The 15,160-nt window shown below is 64.3% G+C and carries 16 protein-coding genes; 7 read left to right on the forward strand and 9 right to left on the reverse strand.

All coding sequences use genetic code 11. The features are described 5' to 3' along the window. Positions 1 to 119: 119 nt before the first annotated feature. The gene (locus tag BLR35_RS15280) at positions 120 to 1,289 is read right to left on the reverse strand and encodes an extracellular solute-binding protein (RefSeq protein WP_090383757.1); all 1,170 of its coding nucleotides are present in this window, start codon (positions 1,287 to 1,289) and stop codon (positions 120 to 122) included. A gap of 222 nt (positions 1,290 to 1,511) precedes the next feature. Between BLR35_RS15280 and BLR35_RS15285 the strand changes: the two genes are divergently transcribed. Continuing rightward, a complete protein-coding gene (locus tag BLR35_RS15285; protein WP_090383759.1) occupies positions 1,512 to 2,192 on the forward strand; it encodes a class I SAM-dependent methyltransferase in 681 nt (226 codons plus the stop codon). Positions 2,193 to 2,230: 38 nt separating this feature from the next. Here BLR35_RS15285 and BLR35_RS15290 read toward each other — a convergent pair whose 3' ends face one another. Both BLR35_RS15290 and BLR35_RS15295 read right to left on the reverse strand, forming a co-directional pair. Beyond that, positions 2,231 to 2,584 carry a 2Fe-2S iron-sulfur cluster-binding protein gene (locus BLR35_RS15290; RefSeq protein WP_090383762.1) on the reverse strand — a complete coding sequence of 118 codons (354 nt, stop codon included), beginning with the start codon at positions 2,582 to 2,584 and terminating at the stop codon, positions 2,231 to 2,233. Between the two features lie 42 nt (positions 2,585 to 2,626). Further along, positions 2,627 to 3,220, reverse strand: coding sequence for a DUF1684 domain-containing protein (locus BLR35_RS15295; RefSeq protein WP_090383764.1), 594 nt, complete (start codon positions 3,218 to 3,220; stop codon positions 2,627 to 2,629). 307 nt (positions 3,221 to 3,527) lie between these two features. Here BLR35_RS15295 and BLR35_RS15300 point away from each other — a divergent pair, with 307 nt between their 5' ends. Beyond that, positions 3,528 to 4,157 (forward strand): metal-dependent hydrolase, encoded by a 630-nt coding sequence (locus BLR35_RS15300; RefSeq protein WP_090383766.1) that lies wholly within the window; start codon positions 3,528 to 3,530, stop codon positions 4,155 to 4,157. A 5-nt stretch (positions 4,158 to 4,162) separates the two neighbouring features. Here BLR35_RS15300 and BLR35_RS15305 read toward each other — a convergent pair whose 3' ends face one another. Further along, entirely contained in the window at positions 4,163 to 4,426 is a 264-nt protein-coding gene (locus BLR35_RS15305) for a DUF7127 family protein (RefSeq protein WP_090383768.1), read from the reverse strand. A 151-nt stretch (positions 4,427 to 4,577) separates the two neighbouring features. Here BLR35_RS15305 and BLR35_RS15310 point away from each other — a divergent pair, with 151 nt between their 5' ends. Together BLR35_RS15310 and BLR35_RS15315 are read left to right on the forward strand one after the other, a co-directional pair. Continuing rightward, positions 4,578 to 5,537, forward strand: a complete 960-nt coding sequence (locus BLR35_RS15310) for a CPBP family intramembrane glutamic endopeptidase (protein WP_090383771.1) — start codon at positions 4,578 to 4,580, stop codon at positions 5,535 to 5,537. An 81-nt stretch (positions 5,538 to 5,618) separates the two neighbouring features. Further along, positions 5,619 to 7,988 carry an ATP-dependent DNA helicase gene (locus BLR35_RS15315; protein ID WP_090383773.1) on the forward strand — a complete coding sequence of 790 codons (2,370 nt, stop codon included), beginning with the start codon at positions 5,619 to 5,621 and terminating at the stop codon, positions 7,986 to 7,988. Position 7,989: 1 nt separating this feature from the next. On the opposite strand, the gene BLR35_RS15320 is transcribed toward BLR35_RS15315, so the two are convergent. The 3 genes from BLR35_RS15320 to BLR35_RS15330 all read right to left on the reverse strand — a co-directional run bounded on the left by BLR35_RS15320 (position 7,990) and on the right by BLR35_RS15330 (position 9,380). After that, positions 7,990 to 8,403 (reverse strand): FAD synthase family protein, encoded by a 414-nt coding sequence (locus BLR35_RS15320; protein ID WP_244510263.1) that lies wholly within the window; start codon positions 8,401 to 8,403, stop codon positions 7,990 to 7,992. 117 nt (positions 8,404 to 8,520) lie between these two features. Further along, positions 8,521 to 8,832, reverse strand: coding sequence for a DUF7521 family protein (locus tag BLR35_RS15325; RefSeq protein WP_090383780.1), 312 nt, complete (start codon positions 8,830 to 8,832; stop codon positions 8,521 to 8,523). Between the two features lie 122 nt (positions 8,833 to 8,954). After that, positions 8,955 to 9,380, reverse strand: coding sequence for a GNAT family N-acetyltransferase (locus BLR35_RS15330; RefSeq protein ID WP_090383783.1), 426 nt, complete (start codon positions 9,378 to 9,380; stop codon positions 8,955 to 8,957). Between the two features lie 252 nt (positions 9,381 to 9,632). On the opposite strand from BLR35_RS15330, the gene ilvA reads away from it, so the two are divergent. Continuing rightward, a complete protein-coding gene (gene ilvA, locus BLR35_RS15335) occupies positions 9,633 to 10,871 on the forward strand; it encodes a threonine ammonia-lyase (protein WP_090383785.1) in 1,239 nt (412 codons plus the stop codon). 11 nt (positions 10,872 to 10,882) lie between these two features. Here ilvA and samp2 read toward each other — a convergent pair whose 3' ends face one another. Next, a complete protein-coding gene (samp2, locus tag BLR35_RS15340; protein WP_090384172.1) occupies positions 10,883 to 11,089 on the reverse strand; it encodes a ubiquitin-like small modifier protein SAMP2 in 207 nt (68 codons plus the stop codon). A 312-nt stretch (positions 11,090 to 11,401) separates the two neighbouring features. Here samp2 and BLR35_RS15345 point away from each other — a divergent pair, with 312 nt between their 5' ends. Both BLR35_RS15345 and BLR35_RS15350 read left to right on the forward strand, forming a co-directional pair. Beyond that, the gene (locus tag BLR35_RS15345; protein WP_090383788.1) at positions 11,402 to 12,400 is read left to right on the forward strand and encodes a replication factor C small subunit; all 999 of its coding nucleotides are present in this window, start codon (positions 11,402 to 11,404) and stop codon (positions 12,398 to 12,400) included. A 69-nt stretch (positions 12,401 to 12,469) separates the two neighbouring features. Beyond that, positions 12,470 to 13,012 carry a putative phosphothreonine lyase domain-containing protein gene (locus BLR35_RS15350; RefSeq protein ID WP_090383790.1) on the forward strand — a complete coding sequence of 181 codons (543 nt, stop codon included), beginning with the start codon at positions 12,470 to 12,472 and terminating at the stop codon, positions 13,010 to 13,012. Positions 13,013 to 13,016: 4 nt separating this feature from the next. Here BLR35_RS15350 and BLR35_RS15355 read toward each other — a convergent pair whose 3' ends face one another. Then, positions 13,017 to 15,158, reverse strand: coding sequence for a GAF domain-containing protein (locus BLR35_RS15355; RefSeq protein WP_090383793.1), 2,142 nt, complete (start codon positions 15,156 to 15,158; stop codon positions 13,017 to 13,019). Between the last annotated feature and the right edge of the window lie 2 nt (positions 15,159 to 15,160).

Below are 15,160 nucleotides of genomic sequence, written 5' to 3' on the forward strand. Positions count from 1 at the left end.
CCGATCCGTCATCGAGAGTCGAATCTGGTTGATCGCTTGGAGTTAGGTTGCCCTAAATCCTCCGGACCGTCCTACGGCGTAAGAAGTGACGAAAACAGACGACGGAAGCGCCGACGGTGCTATACCCCCAGTCCTTCCTCGTCGATCAGGTCTCCTGCCTCCTGCAGGTCCATGTCGAAGTCGCTCAGGTCGAACTCCGGTGGGTTGATCTCCTCGAGGTCGGGCAGCGGCCCGACGTAGTCGACGCCCTCGACGACGGGGTACTCGCCGTTCGCGTCCATCATGAACTCCTGCCCTTCCTCCGCCAGCAGGTGACGGACGAACTCGGCGACGAGTTCGGCGTCGTTGACGTCGTTCAGGACGCCGACGCCGGCGACGCTGAACAGACAGCCCGCGTCGTTTTCCGTGTACGTCGTTCGGATCGGTGCGTCGGGATCCTCGTTGAGGATACGGGCCGCGTAGTAGCTGTTCCCGAGTGCGACGATCGGGTCGTCGTCGCCGCCCCGGTTGACGGCTTCGGCCTGGTCGGAGCCGCCGGTAAAGATCTCGGCGTTCTGGTCGTCGGCCATCGCCTGGACCCACTCGCGGGTCTCTTCTTCACCCTCGAGTTCGACCATCGCCTGGATGAACCCGCGGAAGGTTCCGGAGTTGGGTCGGGTCGAGATGATGTCTTCGAATCGGTCGTCGTGGGCGTACTCCATAATGTCGGTCGGCAGCTCGTCCCAGCTGTCGAACGGCGTCTCGTCGAGCCGGTCGCTGTTGTACTGGATCGAACGGGTTCGTCCAGTGACGCCGGTCCAGTAGCCGTCGTTGTGCTGGTAGCTGCCGGGGACCGCGTCGACGACGTCGTCCGGAAGCGGCTGGAGGACGTCGTTGTTGTACAGTTCGTTCAGTGCACCCGGGTCCTGGGAATACATCAGGTCTGCCGGATGCGTTTCTTCCTCGAGGATCTGGTTGACCTGGACGTCGTTGTCGTCGTAGTCGGTGCTGACGGTGAAGTCGTCGTACTCGTCTTCCAGTGCCTGAAAGACGGGGTCGATCTGGTCGGGCGTTCGTCCCGAGTAGACGGTGATTTCGCCCTCGAGGTCGCCGAGGTCGTCCCACGAGACTGCGGTCGAGCCAATCGACTGTGCCATCGGTTCGACGTCAGCGATCGGTGTGCTGTCGCCGCTGTCGCCGAGACAGCCTGCGAGTCCCGAGATACCGGCGACGGAAACGCCCGTGGCGGCGAGGAATCGTCGTCGGCCGATCGTCGACTGCTGCGTCGAACTGCTGTCGCGCTGTTGCATATCTAGTTTTAGGCTGACCTAAAATACATATAGCTTCCGATTGTTGCCGGAGATACAGGAGTAAAACGGACGCACTACGGCCTATTCGTGCAAGCCACCGTTGGTTTCGGGTGGCCTAAACTCTCAGCAATATCTTTTTAGGCCACCCTAAAGAGACTGTCGGTCCTTCCAGTCGCGTCGGAAGCCGAACCCGTTTTGCGGTCGGAGGACGACCCTGTGTGTATGAGCGTGCGTGAAGAGTTCGACGAGTGGGCCGAAGCGGGCAAGGACAAGGGTATGGAAGAACGCCACTGGCACACGGCGAAACACGCGCTCGCGCGCATGCCAGTCGAGGAAGGCGACACGATTCTCGACCTGGGAACCGGATCGGGATACGCGCTGCGAGCACTCCGAGAAACGGCGAACACGGGTCCGTCGTACGGACTCGACGGCTCACCCGAGATGGTCCGAAACGCTCGCGACTACACCGACGAGGACGACATCGAGTACGTCTGTGGCGACTTCGACGACCTCCCGTTCGAAGACGACTCGATCGACCACGTCTGGACGATGGAGGCGTTCTATTACGCCGCCAATCCCCACAACACCCTCGAGGAAATCGCCCGCATCCTCCGACCGGGCGGGACCTTCTACTGTGCGGTCAACTACTACGAGGAGAACGTCCACTCCCACGAGTGGCAGGAGAAGATTTCCGTCGAGATGACCCGCTGGGATCGCGAGCAGTACCGCGAAGCGTTCCGGGAAGCCGGCCTTCACGTCGCCGAACAGGACAACATCCCGGACCTCGAGATCACGATCCCGGGCGAAGCCGAGTTTCCGACGGAAGACTGGGACACCCGCGAGGAGATGGTCGAACGCTACCGCGAGTACGGCACGCTGTTGACGGTCGGCGTCGCCCCCTAATTTCGACTCGAGACAGCCGTTCTCGGTTCGATACCTCGCTAGGGAGCCGACTCTGGCGTCTCGGATCGTTCGTCGGCTCGTTTTCGCTGTCCCCAGAACCCCTCGCCTTTCGTCACTTCGAGGTCGCCGAGCACTTCGGTCTGGCAGGACAGTCGCAGTCCCTCACGGCCCCGTAGTGGCGGCATCGAGAGCCGTCGCCGTTCGGCCGGCGTCGGTTCACCGACCTCGCCTTCGACTCGAACGGCACAGGTACCACAGGTCGCGTGACCGCCACAGTTGATCCTGTCAGCCATCCCGTTGTGTGGTGACAGCCCCGCGTCTAGCAGTACGTCCCGGAGGTTCGCGCCGCGTTCGCACTCGATCCGCTCGCCGTCGTACTCTATCGTCAGCATACACTGTCCTACGATACCAGAGAACAAAGAGCTGCAGGGGCTCTACTCGAACCGTTCCCCGGCCGGAATCGTCACCTCGAGCCAGTTCTCTTCCGGCGGCAGCGGACAGTCGAACGTCTCGCTGTAGGCACAGAAGGGCGTGTACGCGAGGTTGAAGTCGACGACGAGTTCGTCTCCATCCGCGAGTTCGCGGTCGGACGCCAGTTCCATGTACCGACCGCCCTGGTAGGTCTGCTGGCCCGTCGTCTTGTCCCGGAACGGGACGAAAAGCGGCTCCGGCTGCTCGCTGCCGGGTCGTTCCTGCTGGTAGGCCGCCAACTCGTACGTGCCGTCCTCGAGGTCGTCGTCCTCACGCTCGAGGTCGAAGGTAAGCGTGACGGTCCGGAGATAGCGCATCTCTCGGCCCGTCGTCGTGTCCATCAGGACGACTTCGGGGTCGTCGTGGACCGTCGCGGTCGCGGTCACGCGGTAGTCGGCATCCGGATCGAAGTAATCGAGTCCGTCGAACCCGTCGCGCTCCTCGGGCGGAATCGGCGACTGTGGGTGCTCGCCAAAGAAACCGTCTTTCTCCTCGCGTTTCGACTCGAGTTCCGCGCGCCACTGATCGACGTCGAAATCGGCGTCCGTCTCGCTCATACCGTCGTTTGGCGGCCCACACTCGAGTGCGTTGCGTTCGCTGATTCGATCGGACTCCCCGCGAGCTAAATGCTCGGTGCTATTGCGCTGGCGACGAACAGGTCCGCGAGAAACAGGACGAACGCGAAAAAACCGTCGAACTGGTGGTCTTCGGACTGATGCGTAGACGTAGGCTGCCAGTGCGAGAACCATACCTGTGATTTCGTGTATTTCAACTACTATGTTTCTGTAGCGCGAGTCGTCCGCCACCGTTCACTCGCTGAGAGCAGGGCGAACCCACTTCCCTGCCCTTCGGCTATCGACGACCATGTGGCCCTGGGAACACGCGATCGTCGGCTACCTCGCGTACTCGCTGTTCTGTCACGCCTACTACCGCGAGTCGCCGGGCGGCCTCGAGGCGTTCGCAGTCGTCTTCGCCTCCGTTCTCCCCGATATCATCGACAAACCACTGGCCTGGGAGTACGGCGTCTTCGAGACCGGATACGCGCTCGGTCACTCGATCTTCTTCGCGATCCCGCTGGCGATCGTCGTCGGCTTTCTCGCGCGCTCGTGGGGCCGAACGCGTACAGGAGTTGCCTTCGGCCTAGGCTATCTGCTTCACCTGCCGGCAGACGTCGTCGACGGCTACGTCAGGGGTGGCGAGCTCGAGTGGGGGATCGTCCTCTGGCCGGTCGCGCCGGTCGAGACACCCCCGACGCACACTCACGAAGGGTTTCTCGCCGAGTTCACGCGGTTGTTCGCCGGCTATTTCGACCAACTTCTTGCCGGCGACCTCTCGACGTATCTGTGGCTCCAGGTCGGGATCGCCGTCCTGACGGCTCTCCTGTGGGTCTACGACGGCGTGCCTGTCGTGCGCGAGTGTCTGCTGTGGGCTAAACGAGTGCTGTCGTCGGTCGGGGCGGCTATTCGTGGACTGACGAACTCCCAGCGACGATAACCAGTTCACTCGCCCGCGTCGCCTTCGATCGTCAACACGCCGTTGTGAACGGTCACGTCGTTCGCCGTCGCCGGAAGATCGAACTCGAGTTGTCGGTCGCCCGCGACGACGATGACTCTCGAGTCGAGGACGTCGATCGAGACGCCGTCGTCGGTCGCCACGTTCTGTCCGAAGTCGACGACGACGAGGTCCTCGCGGTCGTCGTACTCGAAACTGCGGACGAGCGAATCCTGACCGTCGGCTTCTCGAAGTGGTTCTGGTACGTTCACGTTCGTCTCGAGGGATGGATGACCGGTAAGGGGTCGGCCAGCAACGGCCTGCCGCCGTGGTCTGGGACGCAACGCTTATTCGTTCCCACGAAATCTACTCAGCCATGTTACACTACGACTGTTCACCGACGTTGGAGGTGCCGTCGACGCCGTGAACGATCGTCGACCGCTTCTCGTCTTTCTCGGGTCTCTCGTGGCGCTCTCTGGTGGTTTCGTCGCTATCTCGTGGCTCGCCGACGTCAGTATGCTCGTACTCTTGCCCGCGTACATGTTCACGCCGATGCTCGCCGGAATCGTCACCTGCATCGCTGGTGGCCCGTCGTTCGAGGCGGCAGGGCTCCGGTTTCCCCACGGACGCTTTCGCTGGCTCGCGGTCGCCGCGGCCGTTCCGATCCTCCTCGTGTTGGTCGGGACGGCGATCGCACTCGCGATTCCGGGCGTCGAGTTCGTCCCCGACGCGAACCCGCTGACCGGCGAGGGGACCGAGTTCGCCGAGACCCAGACACAGGACGGTGAGGCTGCCGCTGGACCGGACCTTCCCGGCTGGCCCTGGAACCTGCTGATTACGATCGTCGCCGCACTCGTCTTCGGCGTGACGATCAACGCCGTCCTCGCGTTCGGCGAGGAGTTCGGCTGGCGCGGCGTCCTCCTGACCGAACTCGCACCGTTTGGCTTCTGGGGTGCCTCGGCGATCATCGGCGTACTCTGGGGTCTCTGGCACGCGCCGGGGATCCTCGAGGGATACAACTACCCGAACTACCCCGTCGTCGGCGCCGGAGTGATGACCCTCGCCTGCCTCGCGATGTCGCCGGTCTACACGTACGTCACGATGCAAGCGAAGTCGGTGCTCGCGCCGACGATCCTGCACGGGACGTTCAACGGCTTCGCGGCGACGATGCTGGTCTTCGCACAGGGTGGCCACGAACTCCTCGTTAACTCCGTCGGCGGAATGGGGATTCTGGCCTTCGGCCTCGCTGCAGTCGTGATCGCCGTTCGCGGTGCGCCCGATCTCGAGCGGGAGTGGGCGCTCCCTGACGAAGGTACTGCGGGCGAAGGCGAAACTAGAGATCGAGATTCAGGCCCGCTCGAGGCGTCGCCACCCGAGGAGTGAGAACTGCGCGGGTTTATCACCGAAGCCGCGACGAGTTCGGTCCGTCAACGCTATGGACGACCGGAGAGGAGTACTGACAGCATGACGGACTGGCGCCCGATCTTCGGCCACGACGAGCCCTACGACGAACAGGTCGACGGGATCGAGACGGCCATCCAAACCGCCCGCGAGGGCGGCTACACCGTCGTCGAGGGAGCCTGTGGCACCGGGAAGACGATGCTCGCGCTCACGGCTGGGATCGACCTCGTGCGCGACCCCGACAGCGACTACGAGCGCGTGTTCGTCCTCACGAGCGTCAAGCAACAGCTGCGCCAGTTCGAAGAAGATCTGGAGACGATAAACGAGAACCTGCCCGACGACTGGCAGCCCGTCTCGGGGCTCACGCTGGTCGGCAAGGCCGACGTCTGTCCGTACAACCGCGAGGGCGCGGCGGGGATCGACGACGGCAACGTCTACGACCGCTGTGAGACGCTGCGGGATCGGACCCGAGACCTCGTGGGAGAGGGTGGCGAGACGACCGCGGGGACCCTGGCCGCACGCGCCCGCAGCCAGCAGATCGGACTCGCCGACAGCGGGAGTTCGACCAGCAGCAACTTTCTCGAGACGGCCGGCGAACCAACGCCGTACCCGCCCGACATGCCGGCATACAGCGACGGCGGACCGGTGAGTGCCGAAACCGAGTACTGTCCGTTCTACGCACAGTATCTCGAGGATCTGCCCGACGGCGAAGACGGCGACCCGGCCGAGGCCGTCCCCTACGACTTCACCGAGGCCGGAATGGTCACGCCCGAGGATCTCGTGGCCCGTGCAGCCCGGAACGGTACCTGCCCGCACTCGGTGATGGGCGCGGTGCTGGGGCAGGTCGAGGTCGTCGTCGGCAACTACTACCACGCGTTCGATCCCCGGACGACCGGCTCCTTTACGGGTGCCTTGCTCGACGACTCGACGTTCGTCGTCTGCGACGAGGCGCACATGCTCGAGCCTCGCGTTCGCGACCTGGTCAGCGACGGTGTCGCCGACCGGACGCTTCGGGACGCCGAGACCGAACTCTCGCGAGTCATCCAGCCGGTCAAGTTCGAACGCGAGGGCCGGAACGCCCAGGGTGGGTCGAAGACCGCCGACGCCGACCTCGTACGCGCCGAACTGAACGACAGCGACGTCTCCTACGAGGAACTGAACCGTACCCTCGAGTTCGTCCAGGATCTCCGCGTGGAACTCGACCGCAGAGTAACTGCCCACCTCGACCGGAACCACAGGGGGTGGGAGTCGAACCTGACGGATCTCGAAGACGAGGAGATCCCTCTCCGTGATCCTGCCGAACCTGCCGAAGACGAGATCACAGAGTGGGCTCGCGAGGCCGGCTACGGCGACGTCGAGTGGGTCCGCGCCGAGTCCGTCGGTGCCGTCGTCGCTCGCATTCTGAACGAGGCCGAAGACGAAGAACGAACCCGTGCCGCGCCAGCGGTCGGCCGCGTGCTCGGCGAGTGGTATCGCTGCGACCACACCGACTACTTCCGGGAGATCGAACTCGAGCGCACCTGGGACGACACCGAACCCGCCGACTCCTGGCGACGGGCCTACAACGCTCGCCTCGCACTGCACAACTGCGTCCCCAGTGACGCCATCGGTGAGCGACTCGGGACTTTCGGCGGCGGCGTGTTGATGAGTGCGACGCTCGAGCCGATGGCGGCGTTTACCGAGGTGACGGGCCTCGAGTACCTCGAGCGCGAGGCAGACAGACCGGTCGTCGAACGTCGGTACGGACTGCACTTCCCCGAGGAGAACCGCGAGAGCTTCGCGGTCGCCGCGCCAAAGTACACGTACGATAACCGCGGGCGTCCGGGAGAGGAGAATCAGACCAGAACGCACTACGCCGATGCCGTCTCGCAGGTTGCCGGCCTCCCCGGAAACGTTCTCGTCGGCATGCCGAGTTACGCCGAGGCCGAGTGGATCGCCGGCGAACTCGAGGAACGGGTCGACAAACCCGTTCTGCTGGATGCCTCGAGCGACGACGAGACCACCCAGTCGCTGAAATCCGAGTTCTTCGCGGGCGAGGGGAAGGTACTCGTGACGAGTCTCCGGGGAACGCTGACGGAGGGCGTCGACTACAGCGGCGACCGCCTTTCGGCCGCCGTGGTCTGTGGCGTTCCGATCGTCAACACCTCGAGTCCGCGGACGAAGGCCGTCAGGCGAGCCTACGACGACGCCTTTGGCGACGGCTTCGAGTACGCGCTGACGATTCCCGCAGTCCGGAAGGCACGGCAGGCGATCGGCCGTGTCATCCGGAGTCCGGAAGACATGGGCGTCCGGGTACTGCTCGACGAACGCTACGCTCGCGATAGCTGGGATTCCGTTCGCGGCTACCTGCCGGACGACGGTGAGTTCCAGTCCGTGAGCCCCGACATGCTCGACCTCGGACTCGACCGATTCCGATCGAAACTCGAGTCGTAGTTCAGTACTGCACCGGAGACGCCTGCCGTGCTCGCTCGCGAACTCGTTCTTTGATCGCGCTGCTCGAGTAGCGCCGTTCCCCGTCGGCCTCGAGGCCGCTCGCGCGTTCGACGCGACAGTCGACTCCCCAGTCCGTGAGCATAGCTTCGACCTCGCGTTCGTCGTGGTGCTGGTCGTGGCCGAGGACGAGCACGTCCGGATCGATTTCGCGAATCGGTACCGAGAAGTCCTCGGGATGGCCCAGATGTGCGCGATCGACTATCTCGAGGGCGTCCACGACCTCACGGCGCTGTTCGGCGGGGAGGACGGGAGCCGGTTTGTGCGTGATACTCTCCGATCGGGCGACGATCACGTGCAGTTCCTCGCCCATGGCTGCGGCCTCCTCGAGATAGTGGACGTGACCGGGATGGAGTATAGTAGCTACTGCAAGTCAATGCACACCTGATCGCACGACAACTGTGCGATCAGTGTGTAAATAGTTGCAGTTGTTACTATCGGTCGAAGGTACCCTGGGCGACGACGCGGGTCGCGGTCATCCCGATCCCCTGACCCGGAGGGTCGTCGTGGTCGTCGTCTCGGTGTACAGCGAGTACAGCAAGACTGCGAAGCCGCCGGCGGTAAACGAACTCTGGATGGCGACGCCGAGCGCGACGTTCCCGCCGAGCAGGTGAGCGAGGCCGCCGACGACCGATCCGGCGAGAATGAAGCTGAACCCGATGGTGACTGCTCGCAGTGCTCGAGAACCGGTTCGACGGAACGCTCGGTAGGCGAGCAACGCGACCGCGCCGCCGAGCAGTAGCGTCGCAGCGTTTGCCGCCGCGATGAGTGGCGTGTATTCGTTCATGAGTTCGATCGGGGACTGTTGTCACGACCTGTGCTACTCGAGCACTTCAGTCGGTCAGCCGGTTCCCACTCACTGGAATCGCCAGGAACATGTTCGGATAGTATAGCGGTTGTCGTTTGCTGTTACTCGTCGACGATCACGCCTCGATGACGCTGCTCGTCGACCGGTTCGACGGTAAACCCGAGCGACTCGTAGAACGGTCGAACGCCGTCGTCGAAGCGTGCGGTAAGCCGTCCCTCGCGCTCGAGTGCGCGCTCGATCAGGAGTCGCCCGATCCCGTTTCCTCGATGGCGGCGACGGACGCCGATGGCCGAGACGTGGGCTCCCCCGTCGACGTCCTGTGGCTCGAGGACGGCGGTACCGAGGATCCGTTCGGCCGTTTCGTCCGATCCTGAATTCGATCGACCACCGCGTCGGTCACCCGCGACGAGGACGTCGCTGGCGTCGATCCGGGTTTCGACGTCGCCCGGTTCGAGCATCGCGGCGTCGAGGATGCGCCTGACCTCGAGGGCGTCGTCCGGCCGAGCGGTGCGAACGAACGGTGACATCGTTACTGGCGACCCGTGAACCGAGCGATCGGCAGGGAGAGTGATCTCGGTCGGCTCGTGATCCGGTCGAGACGTCGGTAGACGTGTGTTCCCGCCATTACTGAGTGGACTCCGTGTTCGGGGGGCAAAACTCTCCGGCTTTCTGGCTCACCTGTGTGGACGACTACCTGTGTCTGTCAGCCGTCCTATCGACGTCAGTATCTCGCGAGGAACGAACCATTATTTGCCCCTGCGCAAATATTGCGTCAAGGAATGACTGGCACCCACGACGCCGTTACGTTCGCCGACATCGAGGCGGCCCGCGATCGGTTCGACGACGACTCGGTCGTCAAACGCACGCCCGTCGAACGGAGTACGTCGCTGGACGAGATAACCGGCGGCGAGGTCCACCTCAAGATGGAACACCTCCAGTGGACGGGCTCGTTCAAGACGCGTGGCGCGTACAACAAGATCGCCAAGTCCGTCGCGGAAGGCGACGTCGGACGCGTCGTCGCCGCAAGCGCCGGCAACCACGCACAGGGCGTCGCGCTCGCGGCGACGAAACTCGACGTCGAGTCGACCATCGTGATGCCCCGGACCGCACCCCAGGCCAAGGTCGACGCGACGCGGGAGTACGGAGCCGAGGTCGAACTCGTCGGCACCGACTTCCGGGAGGCGATGGCCCACGCTCAGGAACTCAGTTCGGGAGACGACGACGTCGAGTTCGTCCACGCCTACGACGACCCCGCGATCGTCGCCGGCCAGGGAACGCTGGGCGTCGAGATGTACGAGGACCTCCCCGAGGTCGACACCATCGTCGTCCCGATCGGCGGCGGCGGGCTCATCTCGGGAATCGCGACCGCGTTCGCCGAACTCTCGCCGGACACCCGCGTCGTCGGTGTTCAGGCCTCGGGTGCCGCGACGGTTCCGGACAGCCTCCAGAAAGGGATCCCGGTCTCGCTCGAGTCGGTCGACACGATCGCCGACGGGATCGCTACCGGCGGCATCTCCGATCTCACGCTCTCGCTGATCGAGGACCACGTCGACGAAATCGTGACGGTGACCGACGGCGAGATTGCGCGGGCGATCCTCCTCTTGCTCGAGCGAGCGAAACAGGTCGTCGAGGGTGCGGGGGCAGCGTCGGTCGCGGCCATCATCAGCGAGGAACTCGACGTCTCCGGCGAGACCGTGATGCCGCTTCTGTGTGGTGGCAACCTCGATATGACGATGCTCCAGACGGTGCTCGTCCACGCACTTTCCGATCGCGAACAACTGCTACGGCTGCGCGTCCGGATCGACGATCAGGCGGGGAAGATGGAGGAGATCTCGGGCCTGATCGCGAAACACAACGCCAACATCCAGACGGTCCGCCACGACCGGTCGGCGCCCGAACTCGACGTCGGCGAGGCTCACCTGGTCTTCGAAATCGAAACGAGCGGTGCAGGGCAAGCGCGGGCGATCATCCGCTCGATCCGGGACACCGGCTACGAGGTCAAACACGTCAACGCCTGACTGCTCGCCCGCTATCCGCCCTTGATCAGCCGCAACACCGTCACCTCGTCGCTCTCGACGGGCTGATCCTCCGGAACGGGTCGACCGTCGACGAGAACGCTCACCTCGTGAGGACTCAGATCGACCTCCCGGAGCAGGCCAGCGTAGGTCCGCTCCTCGAGTTCCTCGAGATCGATCTCGTGGGTCCCCTCGCCTTTGACGTCGACGGTGACGTGCATATCCGCAGTTACGACGGCGTGGACTTGAGCGCGTCGCTCGGTGCCGACTCGCTCCTCGCCGCCTGAACTGGTACAGGTTCGATACACTCGGAAAAGCGGGCCGGGACGGCCCATAGACGGTCTTCTGGTGCCGATCGGGTGAGGTGAATACGTGAACGGCAAGCGTAGATCAGTTCCTGTGACGAGTAAATAGCGTAGTACGTCCTTCGAAAGTGGGAATCGTCGAGAGGTGGTATACTCGAGCGGGACCGAGCAGGGCGTTTCGACGACGACCTTCGGTCGATTTATTTCCGCCCCACGCGTTGGGCCGGTATGAGCGAGGCCGACGCAGAGGCGGCGGAGCCGACACCCGGCAAGACCGAAGTCTGGATCGAGAAGTACCGGCCGGAACGGCTCGACGAGATCAAGGGCCACGAGAACATCGTGCCGCGGCTGAAACGGTACGTCGAGCAGGACGACCTGCCGCACCTCATGTTCGCAGGGCCGGCGGGAACCGGTAAAACCACGGCTGCACAGGCTATCGCCCGCGAAGTCTACGGCGACGACTGGCAGGAGAACTTCCTCGAGTTGAACGCCTCCGACCAGCGCGGGATCGACGTCGTCCGCGACCGGATCAAGGACTTCGCACGTTCCTCCTTCGGCGGCTACGACCACCGCATCATCTTTCTGGACGAGGCCGACGCACTCACGAGCGACGCCCAGTCCGCACTGCGTCGGACGATGGAGCAGTTCTCGAACAACACCCGCTTCATCCTCTCGTGTAACTACTCGAGTCAGATCATCGACCCGATCCAGTCTCGCTGTGCGGTCTTCCGTTTTACCGAACTCACGGAGGACGCAGTCGAGGCCCAGGTCCGCGAAATCGCGGCTAACGAGGGCATCGAGGTCACCGACGACGGCGTGGACGCACTGATCTACGCGGCCGACGGCGACATGCGAAAGGCGATCAACGGTCTGCAGGCCGCGGCCGTCATGGGCGAGACCGTCGACGAGGAGACCGTCTTCGCGATCACTTCCACCGCTCGCCCCGAGGAGGTCGAGGAGATGGTCGAACACGCCATCGACGGCGACTTTACCGCCGCCCGCGCCGCACTCGAGGACCTGCTCATGGACCGCGGACTCGCCGGTGGCGACGTCATCGACCAGCTTCATCGGTCCGCCTGGCAGTTCGACATTCCCGAGCAGGCGACCGTGCGGCTGCTCGAGCGACTCGGCGAAGTCGACTTCCGCATTACGGAGGGTGCGAACGAGCGCCTGCAACTCGAGGCGATGCTGGCGTCGCTGGCGCTGGAAAACGAATCGTCTGCGTAACTGTTCGCTTCACTTTTACTTTCGCTCCGTTCGGCGAGCCTTGTAGTGCCAGCCAGACGAACTCGAGCTATGCGATCGCCACTCGAGATCGTCGACGAAGAGACGTACTGGATCCGCAGCCGCGACGTCAGTGACTCCCCGGCCATCGGCGGGGACGACTACTTCTCCGAACACGACGTGTCGCGTCCGTCGGAGGTAACCACTGACGACCTGCCGCCCGCCGAGAGCGACGCCGTCGCCGCGATCGATCGCGAGGCGCTCGAGCGCGAGAAGACGATCGGCAAGTGGCAGGTGACCGGCTCGGGCGAACGGATCGCGGAGCTGTGGCCCGAGTTCGTCGCCGACGCGGAAGACGGCATCATCTGGGCGACGAAGGCGATGACGACGTACGGATACGAACACCTCGAGATGTACGACGACTATCTCCTGACGGTCTACACGCCGAACTACTTCGCGAAACACGACGTCGACCGCGTCAGAGCGTACCTTCGAGAGGAGTACGGCATCACGCACGAACTGTACTACAAACCGGACATCTACACGAGCAAGGGGATCGTTGCGGAGTCGGCCGCGGAGTTCGGGCTCTCGGTACCGGCCAGGTACGTAGCCTGAGCTGTCAGGTCAGATCCAGCGCTTCGACGCCGCGGAACGCGAACGCCGTCCCGTCGTCGTCCTCCGCGACGCCGACGTCCCAGCCGTGGTCGGCGGCGATCTCCTCGACGTGATCCAGTTGCATCGCACTCCCATCGGTTCCGTTCAGTCGACCGGGCGTCGGCGCGCCCTGCCGTCCGTCGGAGCCGGTCGCCGTCGGTCTGTCGCCGACGACGTAGAAGCCGTCGTCCGTCGCGCCGACGGTGACGGTGACCGGATCGGTGCCGTTCTCGCTTTCGGTGCCGGTATCGATCGCGGTCTCGAGGACGTTCTCGAACAACTCGCGTAGCCGATCCCTGTTGGCCTCGAGGATGAGGTCGCTCTCGGTGACCAGTCGTGCGCCGTCGGCCTCGACGGTCGTCCAGGCGTGGCGTGCGACGTCGCTGACCGCGACCGGTTCGACCTCCTCGCCCTCAGTGCCGACGGTCTCGAGCAGTTCGTCGAGTGCGATCTCGAGTTCCTCGTGGGACTCCTCGATCGTCTCGAAATACTCCTCTTTGCCGCTTTTCTGGGCGAGTTCGAGATAGCTTCGCGCGACGGTCAACTGTGGTTCGATATCGTCGTCGGCGAGTTCGGCGATACTCTCGAGGCGCTTCGTGGCGGCTGCGTGCTCGAGTTCGCGACGTTTGCGGTCGGTGACGTCGTCGTAGACGAGCAGTCCGGCTTTGGTTCGTTCGCCGCCCTCGTCCCCGTCGTCGACCGTCTGGAGCGGGACGACGGTCAACACGAAGTCGCGCGTCCCGTCGACGGTGTCGCGGCGGTGGATGAGCAGTTGCTGTTTTCCGGCGCGGAGCGCCTCGTCGAGCGCGGCCGTCCGCTCCTCGAGACCGTCGGGGACGGTGTACTCTGCGAGCGCCTCGCCGACGACCGTCTCGTCGTCGCCGAACGTCTCGTTGAAGGCGTCGTTGACGGTTCGAACGACCGGCGTTCCGTCCGTGACCTCGTATCGGACCGCAGGGTCCGGGAACCGTTCGAACAGGGTCTGGAGTCGGTCGCGTTCGTTCTCGAGCTGTCTGCAGGCGTCGGCGAACAGGTTCTGTTTGTCCGCGAGCCGATCGCGCTGTCGTCTGATCCGGTCGCGGTCGTTGATCAGGCCGAGTTCCGTCCAGTTTCGCTCGAGGATCGTCGCGGTGTAGCCACACAGCGACTCGAGCATCTCGAGGTCGGACTCGGCGGAGGAGTTTTCGCTGCCGGTGTCGACGACGACCTGCAGTACGCCGACGTCGCCGACCGGGATGCTGTACAGCAAGCGGTCGGTATCGCCGGCACCACCGAGCACGTCGTGGCCCGCGAGGTCGATGTGCGTCGGCTTGCCGGATCGGAACGCTTCCCCGAACGGGCTCCGAACCGGCGTGTCGCCGAGCGCTTGCTCGGGGACTGCCGGCGAGGACGCCCGGGGCACGAGGTCGCCGAAGTTGACGGTCGCGAGCCAACAGTAGTCGAAGCCGAGCACGTCGACGACTTCGTCGATCAGTTGCTCGAAGAGAATCTCGCGGTCGCGACAGTCGGCGATTCGAGCGGCGGCCTGTAGCAGGGTCGTCGTCCGCGAGGACGTCTCGCCTGCCGACCGCGAACTCCCGTCGTCGATCCGTCGTGACCGGCGGTCGCGGTCCGATCGCGATCCGCCCTCGAGTTCCTCGAGTGACTTCGACTTGCTAGTCTCCGTGGAGTCCTCGATGACGGCCGCGTGATAGACTTTCGCGACTTCGTCGGCGAGGTGGACGAGCGCGTCGTCCGTGTTCCGGCGGACGTAGCCGTCGATTTCGTCGGCCGAGCGGGCAGTCGCCGACGCGTAGGACTCGTCCGTATAGAGGACAAAGGGCGTCGTTCCACAGCGGTTGACCACCTCGAGCAGGTCCGTGGTCGTCGCGGCGTCGGTGTCGTCGTCGGAACCCACTTCTGCGAAGACGACGCAGTCGGCCTGTGGCGCGAGTTCGCCGAGGTCCGCGAGCGAACTGACAGCGTGGATCGTCGACTTCGACTCCGTTCCGGGGGCAGTATCCGCCAGTGCGTGCTCCAGTGCGGCCGCTCCGTCGCGGGCCATCGCTTCGGTCTGGGCCGCATAGAGAATCGTTTGGGGCCGGGGACGCGTTGACGAGTATGCCATCG

The sequence above is a fragment of the Natronobacterium texcoconense genome (assembly GCF_900104065.1).
Classification (GTDB): Archaea; Halobacteriota; Halobacteria; order Halobacteriales; family Natrialbaceae; genus Natronobacterium; species Natronobacterium texcoconense.

Excerpts from the sequence above, each read along its gene's own strand:
- BLR35_RS15280 (WP_090383757.1), bottom strand. The coding sequence starts at position 1,289 with ATGCAACAGCGCGACAGCAGTTCGACGCAGCAGTCGACGATCGGCCGA.
- BLR35_RS15285 (WP_090383759.1), top strand. The coding sequence starts at position 1,512 with ATGAGCGTGCGTGAAGAGTTCGACGAGTGGGCCGAAGCGGGCAAGGAC.
- BLR35_RS15290 (WP_090383762.1), bottom strand. The coding sequence starts at position 2,584 with ATGCTGACGATAGAGTACGACGGCGAGCGGATCGAGTGCGAACGCGGC.
- BLR35_RS15295 (WP_090383764.1), bottom strand. The coding sequence starts at position 3,220 with ATGAGCGAGACGGACGCCGATTTCGACGTCGATCAGTGGCGCGCGGAA.
- BLR35_RS15300 (WP_090383766.1), top strand. The coding sequence starts at position 3,528 with ATGTGGCCCTGGGAACACGCGATCGTCGGCTACCTCGCGTACTCGCTG.
- BLR35_RS15315 (WP_090383773.1), top strand. The coding sequence starts at position 5,619 with ATGACGGACTGGCGCCCGATCTTCGGCCACGACGAGCCCTACGACGAA.
- BLR35_RS15325 (WP_090383780.1), bottom strand. The coding sequence starts at position 8,832 with ATGAACGAATACACGCCACTCATCGCGGCGGCAAACGCTGCGACGCTA.
- BLR35_RS15330 (WP_090383783.1), bottom strand. The coding sequence starts at position 9,380 with ATGTCACCGTTCGTTCGCACCGCTCGGCCGGACGACGCCCTCGAGGTC.
- ilvA (WP_090383785.1), top strand. The coding sequence starts at position 9,633 with ATGACTGGCACCCACGACGCCGTTACGTTCGCCGACATCGAGGCGGCC.
- samp2 (WP_090384172.1), bottom strand. The coding sequence starts at position 11,089 with ATGCACGTCACCGTCGACGTCAAAGGCGAGGGGACCCACGAGATCGAT.
- BLR35_RS15345 (WP_090383788.1), top strand. The coding sequence starts at position 11,402 with ATGAGCGAGGCCGACGCAGAGGCGGCGGAGCCGACACCCGGCAAGACC.
- BLR35_RS15350 (WP_090383790.1), top strand. The coding sequence starts at position 12,470 with ATGCGATCGCCACTCGAGATCGTCGACGAAGAGACGTACTGGATCCGC.
- BLR35_RS15355 (WP_090383793.1), bottom strand. The coding sequence starts at position 15,158 with ATGGCATACTCGTCAACGCGTCCCCGGCCCCAAACGATTCTCTATGCG.